12 protein-coding genes are annotated in these 17,007 nt (G+C 40.7%); 7 read left to right on the plus strand and 5 right to left on the minus strand.

Translation table 11 applies throughout. The features are described from left to right. Positions 1-3 precede the first annotated feature (3 nt). The 4 genes from VYJ22_RS08960 to VYJ22_RS08975 all read right to left on the minus strand — a co-directional run bounded on the left by VYJ22_RS08960 (position 4) and on the right by VYJ22_RS08975 (position 1,977). Positions 4-702 (minus strand): aromatic aminobenezylarsenical efflux permease ArsG family transporter, encoded by a 699-nt coding sequence (locus VYJ22_RS08960; protein ID WP_329903658.1) that lies wholly within the window; start codon positions 700-702, stop codon positions 4-6. Beyond that, on the minus strand, positions 702-1,109 hold the full coding sequence (locus VYJ22_RS08965) for a nitrophenyl compound nitroreductase subunit ArsF family protein (RefSeq protein WP_329903659.1): 408 nt from the start codon (positions 1,107-1,109) through the stop codon (positions 702-704). The genes VYJ22_RS08960 and VYJ22_RS08965 overlap by 1 nt, the downstream gene beginning before the upstream one ends. 80 nt (positions 1,110-1,189) lie before the next feature. Next, positions 1,190-1,501: an ArsR/SmtB family transcription factor gene (locus VYJ22_RS08970; protein ID WP_329903660.1), complete on the minus strand. Its 312-nt coding sequence runs from the start codon at positions 1,499-1,501 to the stop codon at positions 1,190-1,192. Positions 1,502-1,746: 245 nt separating this feature from the next. Next, positions 1,747-1,977 carry a hypothetical protein gene (locus VYJ22_RS08975; RefSeq protein WP_329903661.1) on the minus strand — a complete coding sequence of 77 codons (231 nt, stop codon included), beginning with the start codon at positions 1,975-1,977 and terminating at the stop codon, positions 1,747-1,749. Between the two features lie 176 nt (positions 1,978-2,153). On the opposite strand from VYJ22_RS08975, the gene VYJ22_RS08980 reads away from it, so the two are divergent. Together VYJ22_RS08980 and VYJ22_RS08985 are read left to right on the plus strand one after the other, a co-directional pair. Then, entirely contained in the window at positions 2,154-2,447 is a 294-nt protein-coding gene (locus VYJ22_RS08980; RefSeq protein ID WP_320341356.1) for a transposase, read from the plus strand. Positions 2,448-2,461: 14 nt separating this feature from the next. Further along, positions 2,462-3,280 carry an IS3 family transposase gene (locus tag VYJ22_RS08985; RefSeq protein ID WP_329903662.1) on the plus strand — a complete coding sequence of 273 codons (819 nt, stop codon included), beginning with the start codon at positions 2,462-2,464 and terminating at the stop codon, positions 3,278-3,280. Between the two features lie 162 nt (positions 3,281-3,442). Here VYJ22_RS08985 and VYJ22_RS08990 read toward each other — a convergent pair whose 3' ends face one another. Continuing rightward, positions 3,443-4,099, minus strand: coding sequence for a TetR/AcrR family transcriptional regulator (locus tag VYJ22_RS08990; RefSeq protein WP_329903663.1), 657 nt, complete (start codon positions 4,097-4,099; stop codon positions 3,443-3,445). A 544-nt stretch (positions 4,100-4,643) separates the two neighbouring features. Here VYJ22_RS08990 and VYJ22_RS08995 point away from each other — a divergent pair. From VYJ22_RS08995 to VYJ22_RS09015, 5 genes are all read left to right on the plus strand, one after another. Next, a complete protein-coding gene (locus VYJ22_RS08995) occupies positions 4,644-4,826 on the plus strand; it encodes a hypothetical protein (protein ID WP_329903664.1) in 183 nt (60 codons plus the stop codon). A 128-nt stretch (positions 4,827-4,954) separates the two neighbouring features. Next, complete coding sequence (locus VYJ22_RS09000) at positions 4,955-5,677, plus strand: transposase (RefSeq protein WP_329903665.1); 723 nt, start codon at positions 4,955-4,957, stop codon at positions 5,675-5,677. A 493-nt stretch (positions 5,678-6,170) separates the two neighbouring features. After that, a complete protein-coding gene (locus VYJ22_RS09005; RefSeq protein ID WP_329903666.1) occupies positions 6,171-7,577 on the plus strand; it encodes a DUF4099 domain-containing protein in 1,407 nt (468 codons plus the stop codon). 87 nt (positions 7,578-7,664) lie between these two features. Then, on the plus strand, positions 7,665-9,776 hold the full coding sequence (locus VYJ22_RS09010) for a type IA DNA topoisomerase (protein WP_329903668.1): 2,112 nt from the start codon (positions 7,665-7,667) through the stop codon (positions 9,774-9,776). A gap of 9 nt (positions 9,777-9,785) precedes the next feature. Continuing rightward, on the plus strand, positions 9,786-16,472 hold the full coding sequence (locus VYJ22_RS09015; RefSeq protein ID WP_329903669.1) for a MutS N-terminal domain-containing protein: 6,687 nt from the start codon (positions 9,786-9,788) through the stop codon (positions 16,470-16,472). The last annotated feature ends 535 nt before the right edge of the window (positions 16,473-17,007 follow it).

The following is a 17,007-nucleotide window of genomic DNA, read 5'->3' on the forward strand; positions in this document are numbered from 1 at the left end:
TTTTTAAATATTGATAATGATATAATATATTCCTATTCCGATAAAAATTATGGCGACAATGCGCCTGAACCAAATTTCAAAAGATTTCATTCGGTTGTAGAATGTGCCGATATTTGCAACGCTGAATGCTAATAAAAACGCAATGATAATAACTGGTAAGCCTGTGGCTATGGAATAAATCGGCGGAAGCAACAAGCCTTCGCTACTTGTGATAGTTAGCGGAATGAGCGCCCCGAAATAAAGCATTCCGCCGTAGGGACAGAATGCCAATGCAAACAATGTTCCTAATAAAAATGCGCTCCAATAGTTGCGTTTGTTTTGTTTTTTGCTTAATTGAGAAGTCCAATTGCTTAGAAAAGGTATGCTTAATTTGATAAAATCAAGCATGAGAATGCCGATAACGATAAAGGCAATGCCTATCCAAATGCCGTCGATTTGCTGAAACCACCTTGCTATGTGGAATTTGCTCGCACCAAAAAAAATCAGACTTGCCAAAGCTGTGTAGCTAAACATTCGCCCAAGTGTGTAAAATATGCCGTTGAATAATACCTTCCGTTTGTGTGTAATGTCTTTGCTCAAATAAGCGGTGGCGGTAATGTTCATGGCTAAAGGGCAGGGGCTGATTGCGGTCATTATTCCAAGAATAAATGCCGTAAATAGCGGAATGTTTGAACTATCGACTAAATTTTGTAGAAATTCCATTATTGCAGGTGTCTATTTATTTCGTCTGTGATTAGTTTTTCGAGTGATTGCGGGTTTTCTACGGCTGTTGCAAAGGCTTGGTCGGTGATTTCAACGGCATTTTCGCCTTTGGCTATAATCAGGGCGTTCCACGATACTTCGTATTTTTCTGCCAATGCTTCGTTGCCTTTTTCGCTTGTGTTGATTTCTATGAAACGTACTTTTTCGTTGTTGGCAAAGTTTTTTTCAACGGTTTCTTTCGCTACATCTTGGACGGCAACGCAAGTTTTACAGCGTTGTTTGCCGTGAAAATAAAATACATTTACGTTTGTTGTGTCGATTATTGTAGTGTTTTCTGCTTTTTTGCTTTTCTGTCCGCAACCTGCCAAGATTGCGATAAGAATGAGAATTAATGTTGTTTTTTTCATTTCTATTTCATTTTGTTTTTAAATCTGTTTTACCTGTTCGTATTTCGTAATTTTACGAACAATGTGGTTAAAAAAAACGTTTATTCATTCTTCGAGAGTTCGATAAACATCTCGCCAAACATTTTTTTTGCTAACAGCCAATTTTCTTTGTTGATACAATACTTTACCGTTGGCGGTGTGATTGTTCCTTGTATCAATCCCGATTCTTTCAACTCTTTTAAATGTTGTGACAAGGTGCTTTTCGCAACAGGCAAAATTTCGGACATATCACCATGATAACAACACGTTTGCTTTGCCAACATCTGCAAAATAGCAACCCGCACAGGGTGTCCCAATGCTTTGGCTAACCTCGCCAACTGCTCTTGCTCTTTTGTCAATTTTTCTTTTGCCATATCTTTAAAATGTTTTGCAAAGATATATTATTTTTCTCTATGTTCGTAAAATTACGAATAATATTTTTCTGAGAGGTGCGCTGTTTCGGGTTACGCCCGCATTACTGCCAACGTTTTGCGGCTTTGCGTAGTGGCGGATTTTTAGCACAAAAGTTCAATCGAAGAACTGCACTTGAACCTACCGCAAATCTGTCATACGAAGCACTGCACCCGCCATTACGCCAAACCGCTGTTGTGCGTAGCTTTTAATCAACATTCCACGTATTCATTGGGTCTCCCTCAAATGCATCGTCAATTACGTCATCACTCCAACCATTGTAACCGCCATACTTTTCATAGCTACTCCCATAATCATCGTGGTCATAGTCATCATAATAATCGTCAGGTTCGTAATCTTCCTGCGTAATATATGTGCAAAGCCCGTTCGCAGAATAATTGTTGTTCGGAAAAAGACTGCTGAACTCTTCCCAATCCATATTCTTAATGTCTAGTTTTAAAATTTCGTTTGCTGTAATTGGTGCAGAAATATTTGTAATGTATGTATCTCTAGTAATGTATGTCCCAATAACAGTTTTTTTCTCATCTATAATGGTCCCCTTTTTTAGGACAACAAAATTAAAAATTTAACGTATAAATAATTAAAAGTTGTCTTATGGAAAGAAGTTCAAGAAAAAAGTTTAGCTCCTCTTTTAAATCAAAAGTGGCATTAGAAGCTGTTAAGGGGTTAAAAACGATTAACGAGATTGCTTCCGAGTACGGATTACAGCCGTCTCAAGTATCAGAATGGAAGCGAGTTCTTATAGAAAATATGCCGGAACTGTTTGAGAGGAAAAGTCAGTCTAGGGAGAAACATTTTGAAAAAGAGAAGGAGGAATTATTGAAAATCATTGGCAGTTTAAAGGTTGATAATGATTTCTATAAAAAAAAATTAAAACCCTATCTGTAAAAGAGCGCAGAGCGATGGTGGATCCCAAGGACCCAACATTAAGCATTGTTAAGCAATGTATTTTGTTATTTATTAGTCGATCAGGGGTTTATTATCAGCCTGCTAGTGAGAGTGAGTTAGATTTACAGATCATGTTAGAGATAGATAAATATTTCACTTTATATCCATTTTATGGGACTAGGAGAATGTCAGACCATTTAAAGGAAAAGGGCTATCATGTGGGAAGAAAAGCGATAAGATCCTATTACATTAAGATGGGAATAGGGGCAATTTATCCCAAAAAGAAGCCCAATACAAGTGAACCTAATAAAGAACATAAGGTTTATTCATATCTATTAAGAAACTTGAAAATAGAGCGTAAAAATCATGTTTGGGCAACAGATATTACATTCATTCCAATGCCCAAAGGACACATGTACCTTTGCGCGATTATAGACCTGTATTCTCGATATGTCCTTTCCTGGAATATTTCAAACACCATGGATACAGCACTTTGTATAGGAGTCTTAAAGGATGCACTACAACATCACGGTAAACCAAAAATATTCAATTCTGATCAAGGGAGTCAATTTACTTCTCCTAACTTCACAAATATTCTTGAAGATCAAGGTGTTATGATTGGCATGGACTCTGTAGGAAGAGCTTTGGATAATATATTTATTGAAAGATTGTGGAGAAGCGTTAAATACGAATGTATTTACCTCAATGCATTTGAAAATGGAGTTCAACTATACCAGGGATTAGAGCAATATTTTAAGTTTTATAATTGCGAAAGGAAACACCAATCACTTGATTATCAAACACCTGAAAAATTATTTAGAAAAATTGTGTAAAACACTTGAAAGTTTCAAAAAGATCTCTAACTTTGCAAAGTTAAAGATTTAAGTTCTTTGAAAAATAAAATATTAACAAATTAAAAAAACTGTCCTAATAAAAGGGGACACTTAACTTTCAGGAACGAAAATAAATAATTACAAGGGTGGTGTATAGACAGACTAAGGTTTAAAAGACAGGTCTTTATACAATGTAATGTGACTGTAGAATGTCCATAAAGGACTAAAAACTGCTTCGATAAAATCGACCGAATTGCTATAAACATCATTCTTAGCGCAGCTGCTAAAGTATAAGTTTTGAAATAATTCAACAACTTCAGTTGGGGAAATTTCTTTTTTTAATTCATTATCGGCTATTCCTTTACAAACCGCATCTGACCACCCATTGATGTCTTTTTTGATAACTTCTTGGATCTTCTCTTGAAACAGGGGATAATGTTTATTTGCTTGCAATAATAAATGATGAAAGCCACTGAGCGGATTTAAACTAATATATTCTTTGGCAAACCAAGCCCAAATATCGGATAAGTGTTTCTCGCGCAATAGTATATATTCTCTTAAGCTTAAACTTGTATTTATATCGCTAACAAAATAAAGTGCATTGAGATTTGAGAAAAAATATGTGTCAATAGTAAAATAAAAAAGGTTATTTTTATCTTTGAAATGATGATATACACTTCCTCGTGTTTTGTCTATATACTTTTCAAATTCACGAATCGTAATCCTCTCAAAACTTTCTCTAAGAAAAACTTTAAATAATTCATGAGCTATTTTCTCTTTGGCTGATTTTTTCTTGTCGGGGGTAAACAAATCTCGCATAACTAAATAGTTACTAGTTTATTATTGTATAGGACCCTCTTATTAAATAAAAAAGGGTACGAAACCTTACGTGATTCCGAAACGAGGGTACAACCAAATACCCAAAAGAACGAAAACAGCAAAGTTCGTACCCGTATGTGGTATAAATACATACGAGAGAACATTGCGTATTTTACTCGTTCTTTTTTCTGAAAATTGGTTGTTTTTCGTTTCGAGTTAATACGAATGCAAACAATGCGTTAGCAATAGAATTGCTTTCCGCATATTATTGACTACAAAATTACATGAAAATCTCCCTATTTCCAAGCGCGTGTCATAAAAATCAAGGCCCGGCTTTTCCCAGGCTGCCGTACGGTGCTCGAAGCACAAATGTTACCTTTGTAATAATTAACGGGCTTTACGGCCCCAGTATTAATTAAATTCCGACAATTTTATGGAAAAAGCTTGTGGCCTTGACGTTCACAAAGATAGCGTGTTTGCTTGTATTTTGAATGAATAGGGCGAAAAAATTTTCGAAAAACGTTTCGGGACACTTACTCCCGATTTGACGACATTGCGTGATGTGCTTGTGGAGTACGGCTGCGGGCGTGCGGCCATGGAAAGTACAAGCATCTATTGGATGCCCGTGTGGCACGTATTGGAATCGGATATTGAACGGACTCTGGCAAATCCGGATTTTATCAGCCAATTACCCGACAGAAAGAGCGATGCCAAAGATGCCGCCTAGATTGGCGAGTGTTTGCAAAAAACCAGATACGGGGCAGTTTTGTAGCCGGCGATTTGCTGCAACAGATGCGGCAATACACCCGCCAATGTTACCGCCTGACCAGGAACCGTGTACGCCTGGAACAACAAATGGATAATCAGTTGCAGCGGTGCAACATCCGTTTTTCCAATTACATCTCCAACCAGGGCAAAAACGTATCGCAACGAAAGATTATCCGCGCGATAATCGCAGGCGAACGCGACCCGACCGCCCTTTGTTCGCTTGTTCACGGCAGGACCCTGAACAAGCACGGGCGAGATGTAATCACGTCTTCCTTGGACGGTGTGATTGGCAATTGCGATGTTGAAATACTTAAACAGTGTATGGAACAAATAGAGTTTTTAGACCATCAGCAGGCCGTGTGCCTTACCCGTTTAGAAGAATTGGTAAACACCCATTTTGCCAAGGAAATCTCCTTGCTGTGCTCCATACCGGGTATTAAACTTTTCAGCGCCTATTGCATTTTAGCCGAAACAGGAAACGACATGACCCACTTTCAAAAAGCCACCCATTTAATCGGATGGGCAGGCTTGAAGCCCCGAAACGATGAAACGCCCGGAAAAATACGCTCGCGCAAAACTTTGCACGGCAACAAATACTTGCGCCAAATGCTAACAGAATGCGCATGGTCTGTTACCCGTTCAAACAAAACGTTTTTGGGACGAAAGTTCAATCATTTGTCAAAACGCATGAAATCGCAAAAAGCGCTTGTAGCCATAGCACGTAAAATGCTTGTCATTATTTACAATGTGCTCAAAACAGGCTTGCCTTTTGACCCGACAAAAAATCTACAGGCTCTTTTGCCTGATTGAGACACTGTCTTTTACGGACGTTTCTCTCCGACTATTTCGCAGGTCCCTATCTTTGTGGTGAATGAATAATTATCCCGTTTTCGCAAAATGAACACTCCCAGACACAGTCGGTAATGAAAGCGCGTGTGAGACAGGAAAGCTCGCAGAGGAAAGTATCTTATTTTACAACCAGGCTTTGAGGCGGCATTATTGCTGACTCCAAGGTCGTATTGGTCGCAATCTAACCTTGTGCGGTAGCAGAAAACTTATTATCAAGATGATATATAAAGTAACTGATGATAGGAATAGGGGATTTATAGAGGAAAGATATATAATTGTTTTAAAAAAACGTCATTTTTTTCTCTTATATTGAGCGTATTTTGTACATCAACATAATAGACTTTTGTTAGCTTTTCCACTCTTTTCCCTTCCTCTCCCTTCCAATCCATCCACTTTCCTTACCAACCAATTTTCCCTCTATATTTGCTGACCTAAACCTTAAAAAGCAAATAATATGGAAACAAACAATTCAGACAACTACGTTCTTGTACTTGAAGACCGCAGTCAAGCCAAATCTGCCGATGAAGCCGGCAAAATATCCGTAGTGTCATCCATCGACAAAAACGGCAAAATCAATACCGTAGAGCCTTTGGACAGCAACAGCAATGCTTTTATGAAGTTCAAAAAGAACGACAGCATGTTGCAAAATTTCTTTTCCAATCTTAGCCAACAATTTAAAGATCCGTCCCATACGGGCGTTTATCAACTGTTAGCAGATAAGGTGGAGGAATCGGTAGGTGTACTCAAAAAAATGTTGGAAAACCGAGATACTCCTGCCAACAAATCCGCTCTTGATGCCGTAAGAGTAACCGCAGACGATTTCGCACCCACACAAAAACCAACCGCCATTAATCCCGATGATGTTGATTGGAAAGAGATGGAACGCATCGGGTTATCCAAAGAAAAATTGGAGCAATCGGGCGATTTAGAAAAGGTGTTGAATTGGCAAAAGTCCAATCTTTTATCCATTGCCATTCCTTTTGGCGATACCACCATCTACACCGAAGCTCGTGTCGCACTTCGACATGATGAAGACGGTAAACTTGGTTTAGCCATTCACACTTTACGAAAAGAGCCGCAATTGGATTTTCCCTATATGGGCTACCGTTTCAGTGAAGAAGATAAAGAAACACTGCTCCAAAACGGAAATTTAGGAAAACAGGTGGAACTCACTCCTAAAAACGGAGAACCGTTTAAAGCCTATATCTCTATTGACCCACAAACCAACGAAATTATCGCCTTGAAAGCTGACCGGATAAATATTCCACGAGAGATAAAAGGTGTGGAACTCACTTCCGAACAGTATAAAGATTTAAGCGAAGGAAAAGCCGTGAAAGTGGAAGGAATGCTTTCCCGAAACGGAAAACCATTTGATGCTACGCTTCAAGTAAATGCAGAACGTAGAGGCATCGAGTTTATTTTTGACAACAACAGGTCGTTTAAAGAACGTCTTTCGCCGGAACAAAAGCCCGAAAATAAATACGGTATTGCCGGAACTATTTGCGGACTTACTCTCTCAGAGAAGCAGCAAAAAGCACTTTCTGACGGGAAAACTCTTTACCTGAAAAACATGGTGGATAAAGAAGGACAGCCGTTCAATGCCTATGTGCGTTTTGATAAAGATGAAAACCGTCCACGTTTTTACAGATGGAACCCCGACAAGAAAGAAGGAAAAGTAGAAGCCGTTGCCGAAGAAAACAAAACCCAAGTGGCGGTAAACAATGAAGGCAAAACCAACGAAGCTACCAAAAACGTGAAAGAGCCGCTCAAAAGCGGACAAACACGACCGGACGAAAAGCAGAAAGCCAAACAGGAGAAAAAACAGGAACAAGCTACCAAGAAAAGAGGCAGACACATATAATTGTCCTACGTGGTTGGGCAAGTCGATTATACAATCCGCTTGCCCAATTTTTTAACATTTTATTTACTAACCTAAATCTAATTATTTATGAAAACATGCATCATTGCGGAAAAACCTTCCGTGGCACGCGACATTGCTCGTATTGTGGGAGCAAATCAAAAACAAGACGGCTATCTTACCGGAAACAATTACACCGTAACATGGGCATTTGGACATCTCGTAACGTTGGCGATGCCTGCCGAATATGGTTTCGAGCAATACAACGCTGACGATTTACCCATTCTGCCCGAACCTTTTAAACTGACGGTTCGTCAAGTGAGAAAAGGAAAAGAGTATATTGCCGACCCTTCGGCTCTCAAACAACTAAAAATCATTCGCACCTGCTTTGACCAATGTGAACGAATTATTGTCGCTACCGATGCCGGACGTGAAGGAGAGCTTATTTTTCGCCATATTTTTGACTATTTGCAATGTAAAAAACCTTTCGACCGACTTTGGATAAGTTCATTGACCGATAAAGCCATTCGGGAAGGATTGGAGAAATTGAAAAACGGTTCAGAATACGATAATCTATATTTTTCAGGGAAAGCCCGAAGTCAAGCCGATTGGCTTGTCGGTATCAATGCAAGTCGAGCACTTTCTATTGCAGCCAAAAAAGGCGGTTATTCGTTGGGACGAGTGCAGACACCCACTCTTTCGATGATTTGCAAACGGTTTCTCGAAAATAAAAATTTCCAAAGTGTGCCGTATTGGCAAATAAAACTCACTATCGAAAAAGCGGGTATTCGTTGTAAAGCCGTAAGCGACACTAAATTTGAAGATAACGCCATCGCCCGTTCTGTCTGCAACGCTTACTTTGCAGACAAAACCGGCTTATTAACGGTGTCAAAAATCGAGCGAAAGACGGTTGATACAGAACCGCCCTTCTTATTCGATTTGACAAACCTGCAAAAAGAGACAAACCGAAAACACGGCTTTTCTGCCGATAAAACTCTTTCCATTGCTCAAAGCCTGTACGAGAAAAAGTTAATCACTTATCCACGTACAGGCAGCAGATATATCGGCGAAGATGTTTTTGAAGAAATCCCTTCGCTTATCGAAAACCTGCACATACATCCCATTTTCGGAAACTACGCCCGAACACTTAGCCAAAAAATGCTGAACAAACGAAGCGTAAACGATGCCAAAGTAACAGACCATCACGCTTTGCTGATTACCGAAAACCTTCCCGACAGATTAACCGCTGACGAGCAAATAATTTACGATTGTATCGCTTCACGAATGTTGGAAGCCTTTTCAGAAAAATCTACACAAGAAGTACAAAATGTAGTGTTTTCTATTGGAGAGTATCTTTTCAAAACGAAAAACAGTCGCCTTTTAGTAAGCGGTTGGCGAAGCGTGCTGAACGAAAAAACAGAAACGGATGAAAATGAAACGGTACAGACCGAACTTCCCAATTTTATGCAAGACGAAACCATACCCGTTCAATCTCACGAAATCACTCAACATCAAACCAAACCCAAACCGCTTTATAATGAAGCAACTCTACTTTCCGCTATGGAGACGGCAGGCAAAGAGGTTGCCGATGAAGAAGCCAAAGCCGCGATGAAAGAGTGCGGGTTGGGAACGCCTGCCACGCGTGCCGCCATTATCGAAACTTTAATTATAAGAGATTACATCGTCAGAGAAAAGAAGAGTTTAATTCCTACCGAAAAGGGACTTGCCGTTTTCGAGATTGTAAAAGACCGTAAAATAGCCGATGCAGAGATGACCGGAAGTTGGGAAAAAGCGTTGGCAGATATCGAAACCGGAAAGATGAATGCAGAAACATTCCATAAAGGTATTGAGATTTATACCCGACAAATCTGTAAGGAGTTGTTGTCTCTCTCTTTTTCTAACAATTCTACAAATCTAATGGATTGTCCCAAATGCAAAACCAAAAACCTGATATTTTATCCCAAAGTAGCCAAATGCAAAGAGTGTGATTTTTTAGTATTCCGTGAAATTTGCGGACTGTTACTTTCCGATGAACACTTGAAAGCTCTGTTTACCGAAGGAAAAACACCATTACTAAAAGGCTTAACCGCCAAAAGCGACAAAAAATTCAATGCTCGATTGGTATTAAATGCCGATCACACCACATCTTTTGCTTTTGAGCCTAATAAAAAATCCGATACCAAATATAACCGAAAACCTTAATCTATCTCTATGGCTTACAACAAAAGGCAGACCCTTATTGCCAATACCGAAGCGATACGAACCCTGTTTCGTATCGAAAAAGAGCATCGCTTACCCACAACTGCCGAACGTGAAATTTTATCCCGATACAACGGTTTCGGCGGACTAAAATGCGTGCTCAATCCTACCGATACATTAGCCGATTTGAACCGATGGACGGAATCCGAAAAAGAGCTTTTCCCGTTAGTGGCTGAACTCAAAGAGACTATCCGTCAAAACACAGTAAACAGTCAAGAGTTTAATCTTTTTTGGAACAGCATCAAACAGAGTGTTTTGACTTCGTTTTATACGGATAAGCGAATAACCGATGCCATTGCTGATGTTTTGGACAATGCCGGTATTCGCATTGACAAGATGCTTGACCCTTCCGCCGGAATGGGTGTATTCATACAATCTTTTGCCCGACCATATACGCAAGTAACCGCTTTCGAGAAAGATAAAATAACCGGACGCATCCTGAGAGCATTGTCGTCAGACAGACAAAATACGGATATAAATATTCAAGGGTTTGAAGAAATTCCTGCCGAAAAAAACGGCACGTTCGATTTGATTACGAGCAATATTCCATTTGGGAATATGGTGGTTTACGACCGAGCCTACGCCAAAGGCAAAGACCCGATTAAGGAGGTTTCTACGCGAGCCGTGCATAACTATTTTTTCGTGAAAGGATTGGATACGCTTCGAGAAGGCGGCATAATGGCTTTTATCACTTCAAGAGGCGTGTTGGACAGTCCCAAAAACGAACCAATCCGTCGTTATTTAATGGAAAACAGCCGACTTATTTCAGCACTTCGTCTGCCTGATAAGATGTTTAGCGAAAATGCCGGAACGGATGTCGGAAGTGATTTGATAGTATTACAAAAACAGACAGGAAAAGGTATTGCAAACAAAACGGAAGAACTTTTTACTCAATCTTTCAGCGTACCCAAAGGCGATGGTTTCAGTATCGCCTTTCATCATAACGCACTTTTCGAGGGAGATAGCGATGAAGTAAAAAGTCGTCTTGTCGCTACCGATAAAACGATGGATACCGACCCTTACGGCAAACCTTGTTGGGTTTATACCCACGAAAAAGGTATAGACGGCATTGCTGATGATTTGACAAGAAAGCTTTTTGTCGATGTAAATAACAGATTGGATAAACAACTCTATCGAACAGGTGTTGCGAGTAATGAAGATATTGATATAGTACAAAATATAGAAGAAAGGCAATCCAATGAAGAAAATTTGCATTTAAAAGAGATTACATCCCACATCAGCAATCCGTGGTTACTGTCGGAGTTGGAACGAACTCAATTTCAAGAAAACAAGAACATCTCAGATTTGCAAGAAGGCGATATGCTGCATATCCGTTTTTTAGGAACGGAAACAATGGCGGTTTACACCGAAAATCCGCCTGTCACGAAAACCGATACGGTTCGAGCGGTTATCAGTGCGGATGAAAAAGGCGAAAACAGAGGTTTAATTACTGTCCCGACAAGCGATATTTTAGGCGTGTATGCTGTAAGTCCCGCTATGGAACAAAATCTTGCACAGCAAAACGAAATCGACGAAACTGTTAATCCTGACCAATTGCCGATAGAAGAACTGCAAAAGTTGCAAAAAGAGATTTTATCTAAACAAGAGGATAAAAACATTTTGGTGTTGATGCGACACGGCGATTACTACGAAAGCATCGGGAAAGTAGCTGAAACGGTTTCACAAGTATGCGATGTCCCACTTGAAACACGAGTGGGAACACCTTACACAAGTTTTCATCATTACCAATTAGACCAATATCTTCCATTATTGGTGCGAAGCGGCAATCGTGTTGCACTCGTGGATAGATTGGAAGAACCCAAGCAGGAAGTAAAGAAAGAGGTTGCCGAAAAGGAAACCGAAAAATCGGAAGAGCAGCAAGCTTACAACCTTGTTCCCAAATCTATCCAAAAACAACTTCCCGGACTTTATGCTACCGACAATGAGTTGGTGGGTAACCGTATTGCTTACGCACGTTATTTTCATCCGATGAGTTCCTACACGGCGTATCTGTTGGAATACGACCCGAAAGAGAAATTGGGTTTTGGTCTTACCACGATGGGTTACGAGTGGGAGTTGGGTTATATGTCCATCGAGGAGATGCAGTCGGTAAAGGTGATGGGTTTGGGTGTCGAGCGAGATATTCACTTTCAGCCGAAAGCATTATCGCAAATCGAAGAGTTGAAAGAGTATGTCGGCGAAGATTATACACATGCCGAAGATATTCAAATTATAGAACCTGAACCTGACAAAGCGGAAGAAACATCCGATGAGCCAATAATTACGGAAACAGAAAAGGTTGAAACCATCCCTGCACCGGAAGAAAAAGCACCCGACGGAGTTCCCGTTTTTACACTTTTCTCGCAATTTGAAAACCAATCTGAGCTTGAAATACGTCCCGATTTGGAAGCACCGCGTAAAATGAACGACCAACAGGTCTATTTCGATGCAGACCATCATCCGATAGTTTCAACTTCAATGGATGAAGATTTCGGACTTTTCCCGCCGGAGGAGATAGCGGCATGGAATCGTGAAGTGGAAGCTTTTAATCAAATCGAGCAACAACGTAAAGCAGAAGTAAAGCCAACGCCAAACCCTGTAACACCATCTGTTTCCAATCTTTCAACAAGTCCGACAATAAAACCCAAACCGAAACAACTCGTTCGGAACAGAGGAAGTCGGGCAAAGAAAGAGGCATTGCCGAAGCAACCTGACCTGTTTTCCGGAATGTGGAATGAGCCGATTTCTAAAAAAAAAGCAGAGCAGCCGGAAACAAAACTCAAATCCCTTTTCGATGCATCGTCACGTCCTTATCTTTCCGCTATTGGTAAACATTTGCGGGACGGTTCGGTAGTTGTTCAAGGGAAACAAATCGGTTATTTGTCGGGTATAAACTCAGCCAATCCGCAGTTTAATCCCATTGACTTGCCATACGCTCAGCTCTCAAAAATGAGTTTGTATGTTGATATTCGGGATACTTACCATCGTCTTTACGATTACGAAGCGAGTAAATCGGTTGAGGACAAGGAGCAGCGAAGTCGCCTAAACACGCTTTACGACCGATTTGTGAGCAGTTACGGACATTTGAACAGTCGCAAGAATGCGGAACTGTTGCGAATGGATAGCGGCAGTAGCGAGATTTTCTTTTTGGAAAGAAGCCTTGACGAAAAATATATCAAAGCTGATATTTTCGATCGTCCTACTGCTTTTGCCGTCGGAGAATTGGAGAGTGCAAGCGACCCTATGGAAGCTCTTTCGGCATCGCTCAATAAGTTTGGCGATGTCAATCTGCCTTATATCTGTTCGCTTTTACCCGAAAAGGAAGAGAGCGAAATTCTTTCGGAATTGGAAGGTCGTATCTATTACCAACCCGAAGAGAACAGCTATCAGATTGCCGATAAATTTATCGCGGGAAATGTGATTGAAAAAGCCGATAATTTAGAGCAATGGATATTGGGAAACGGCGAAAATGATGCGGTAAAAGCAAGTTTGCAAGCTTTGCGGGAAGCCATACCTACGCCTGTTCCTTTTGCCGATTTGGATTTTAACTTTGGAGAGCGTTGGATACCGTCAGGTGTTTATGCCAAGTTCGTATCGGAATTGTTCGATACCGATGTAACGATACATTATAACTCGTCTGCTGACGAATATACCGTGAAATCGGACCGCAAAACACCGCAGATTTACCACGCTTTTGCCGTAAAGGGAGAGTTTCGCACCTACGACGGTATCAATCTGACCAAGCATGCTTTACACAACACAATTCCCGACATCAGTAAGTCAAAAATGGTTATCGACCCCAAAACGGGAGAAGAAAAACAAATAAAGGTGCGGGACGGCGAAACCATCCAATTGGCAAACAGTAAAATTGAAGAGATAAGGGAGCATTTTACGGAGTGGTTATCGCGACAATCCGATGAGTTTAAGAACAAGTTGGCGGAGCGTTATAATCGTCTGTTCAACTGTTTTGTTCGTCCTGAGTACGACGGTAGTCATCAAAGTTTTCCCGGATTGGACTTGAAACGATTGGGCATATCCGATCTGTATAAAAGTCAGAAAGATGCCGTATGGATGCTCAAAACTAACGGCGGCGGAATTTGCGACCACGAAGTGGGTGCGGGAAAAACTCTGATAATGTGTTGTGCAGCTTACGAGATGAAACGTTTGGGATTGGCAAACAAGCCGATGATTATCGGGCTAAAAGCCAATGTGTATGATATTGCCGAAACATTCAGTAAGGCTTATCCCAATGCACGTATTCTCTATCCGGGCAAGAACGATTTTACAGCCAAAAACCGTGTTCGCATATTCAACGACATCAAAAACAACGATTGGGATTGCGTAATTTTAACGCACGAGCAGTTTGGAATGATACCGCAAGCGTTGGAAATACAGCAAACCATTTTACAGCAGGAACTTGATTCCGTGGAAGAGAATTTGGAGGTTCTGCGTCAGCAGGGTAAAGAGATATCGAGAGCAATGCTCAGAGGTTTGGAAAAACGCAAAAACAACTTGGAAGTGAAACTGTCGCTTATCATGGACGATATTGCCGAGCGGAAAGATAATGTAACGGATTTTAAACGTATGGGCATAGATCATCTGTTTGTAGATGAAAGTCATAAATTCAAAAACCTTACTTTTACCACCCGACATGATCGTGTTGCGGGATTAGGAAATCCGGTAGGCAGTCAGCGTGCATTGAACATGTTATTTGCCATTCGCACCATACAGGAGCGTTCGGGAAAAGACCTTGGAGCGACCTTTCTGTCGGGTACTACTATCAGCAACTCGCTTACGGAACTTTACTCGATTTTTAAGCATTTGCGACCGCAAGCGTTGGAGAAACAGGGTATTCGCACTTTCGATGCGTGGGCAGCCGTTTTCGCCGAGAAAAGCACCGATTATGAGTTTTCCGTTACCAACGAGATTATTCAAAAAGAGCGTTTCCGCACCTTTATTAAAGTGCCTGAATTGGGAGCGTTTTACAGCGAGATTTGTGATTTTCGTACCGCCAAAGATATTGGCATAGACCGACCCGAAAAGAACGAAGTTTTGCATAACATTCCACCCACACCGGAACAAGAGGTTTTTATCCAAAAGTTGATGGAGTTTGCCAAAACGGGCGATGCCACGATTTTGGGACGTGAACCGTTATCGGAAAGAGAAGAAAAAGCCAAAATGCTTATCGCTACCGATTATGCACGTAAAATGAGTTTGGATATGCGAATGATTGACCCTTCATTTTCCGACCACATCGACAACAAAGCTTCACATTGTGCCAAGTTGGTAAACGATTATTATCAAAAATACGATGCTCAAAAGGGAACACAGTTTGTCTTTTCCGATTTGGGAACTTATAAGCCGAACGAGTGGAATGTTTATGGCGAAATAAAACGAAAACTGACGGAAGATTACGGTATCCCGAGCAGCGAAATACGTTTTATTCAAGAATGTAAAACGGAGAATGCCAAAAAAGCGATGATAGCTGCGATGAATAGAGGCGATATTCGGGTTCTGTTTGGTTCAACCGAAATGCTCGGTACGGGAGTGAATGCACAGAAACGTGCCGTTGCCGTGCACCACTTGGATACGCCGTGGGTGCCGAGTGCGTTGGAACAACGAGACGGTAGAGCGATAAGAAGAGGAAATGAAGTTGCCAAACGCTTTGCCGACAACACCGTAGATGTTATTATCTATGCGGTGGAACGTTCGTTGGATAGCTACAAGTTTAACTTGTTGCACAACAAACAGGTTTTTATCAATCAGCTTAAAACAAATTCGTTGGGCAGTCGCCGTATTGACGAAGGCAGTATGGATGAAGCTACCGGAATGAATTTCAGCGAATATGTGGCAGTGCTTTCGGGTAATACCGATCTGTTGGAAAAAGCGAAATTAGATAAAAAAGTAATGGCATTGGAGAGTGAACGCAGAAACTTCCAACATGAGCGGGAGACAGCCAAGTCTAAATTGGAAGGCGTGAATATGTCGATTGAGTTTCATACCAAGATGATAAACGAGAGTAATTCGGATTTTGAAACGTTTAAGCAGAAAGTAAAGAAAAACGAGGACGGCACCTATCAAAATCCGCTTCGAATAAACGGCGTACCGGAAAATGCCGATATAAAAACCGTTGCCGTAAGGCTGAAAGAGTACGAAGACAAAGCTCGTACCAAAGGAGAACATCTGCCTATCGGCGAGTTATACGGTTTTCAGGTTTCGGTCAAGAGCGAGGCTTCGATAAAAGATAGTTTCGATTTCGTGGATAATCGTTTTTTCGTGAAGGGGAACGGCAGCATCTACTACACATATAACAACGGTCATTTGGCAAACGACCCGAAATTGGCGTGGATGAACTTTATCAATGCCTTGGAGAAAATCCCGAGAATCACTGAAAGCCACACCAAAGAGTTGGAACAAATACGTGCCAAAGTTCCTGTGTATGAATCTGTTGCTGCTACTTCTTGGAAAAAAGAAGGTGAACTGAAAGAGCTGAAACGGCAAGTTGCCGAATTGGACAGAAATATCGCTCTTTCGCTGAAAAAAGAAGATAACAGCGAGGTAAAACAAAATACTGCCACATCTCAACAAAAAGAGAATAATTCGGCGGAGAGAGTGGTGGGTGTGAAAGTGAGGGTATGAAATTCGTCCGAGAACACTACTTTTTTCATACAAAATAAATGCAATTTAATTTTCAAAGTATCCAATCCGATTTAGGTAAAGAAAACAGGCAGACAAAAACCAACCGTACGACGTAGTTCGGTACGACTAAGTTCTTGTCTGCCCCTTTTATTTTGAATACTGCTAAATTTCTTGCTGTTTAGTTCGTCTGCGGCACATCGTCCGATTTATTTGAAGCCGTTCAATCACTACGCTAACACTTCGTTTCATTCAGGTTCAAAAAATCTGTCCGACAAGCCTCGACGAAATCCGATGGATAAAGAAGCTAAAACGAAAAAACCTCAATTGAGATTGAATTTTTTTGTTGCTTTTTTGCTTATTAGTTTATTTTCGTTGTTAGTTGTATATATTTTATATGCAATTGGAAATAAAAACGAACTATTGGTATTTTTCAAAATTTCAATTTATGCTAATTTTGATGCAAAGGTAATCAGAAACAGATTACCTTTGCTATATTTTTAGCAGAAATCCTATTTTCGATCAAACACAACCTGCA

The sequence above is a fragment of the Porphyromonas pogonae genome (genome assembly GCF_036320655.1).
GTDB classification, from domain to species: domain Bacteria; phylum Bacteroidota; class Bacteroidia; order Bacteroidales; family Porphyromonadaceae; genus Porphyromonas; species Porphyromonas pogonae.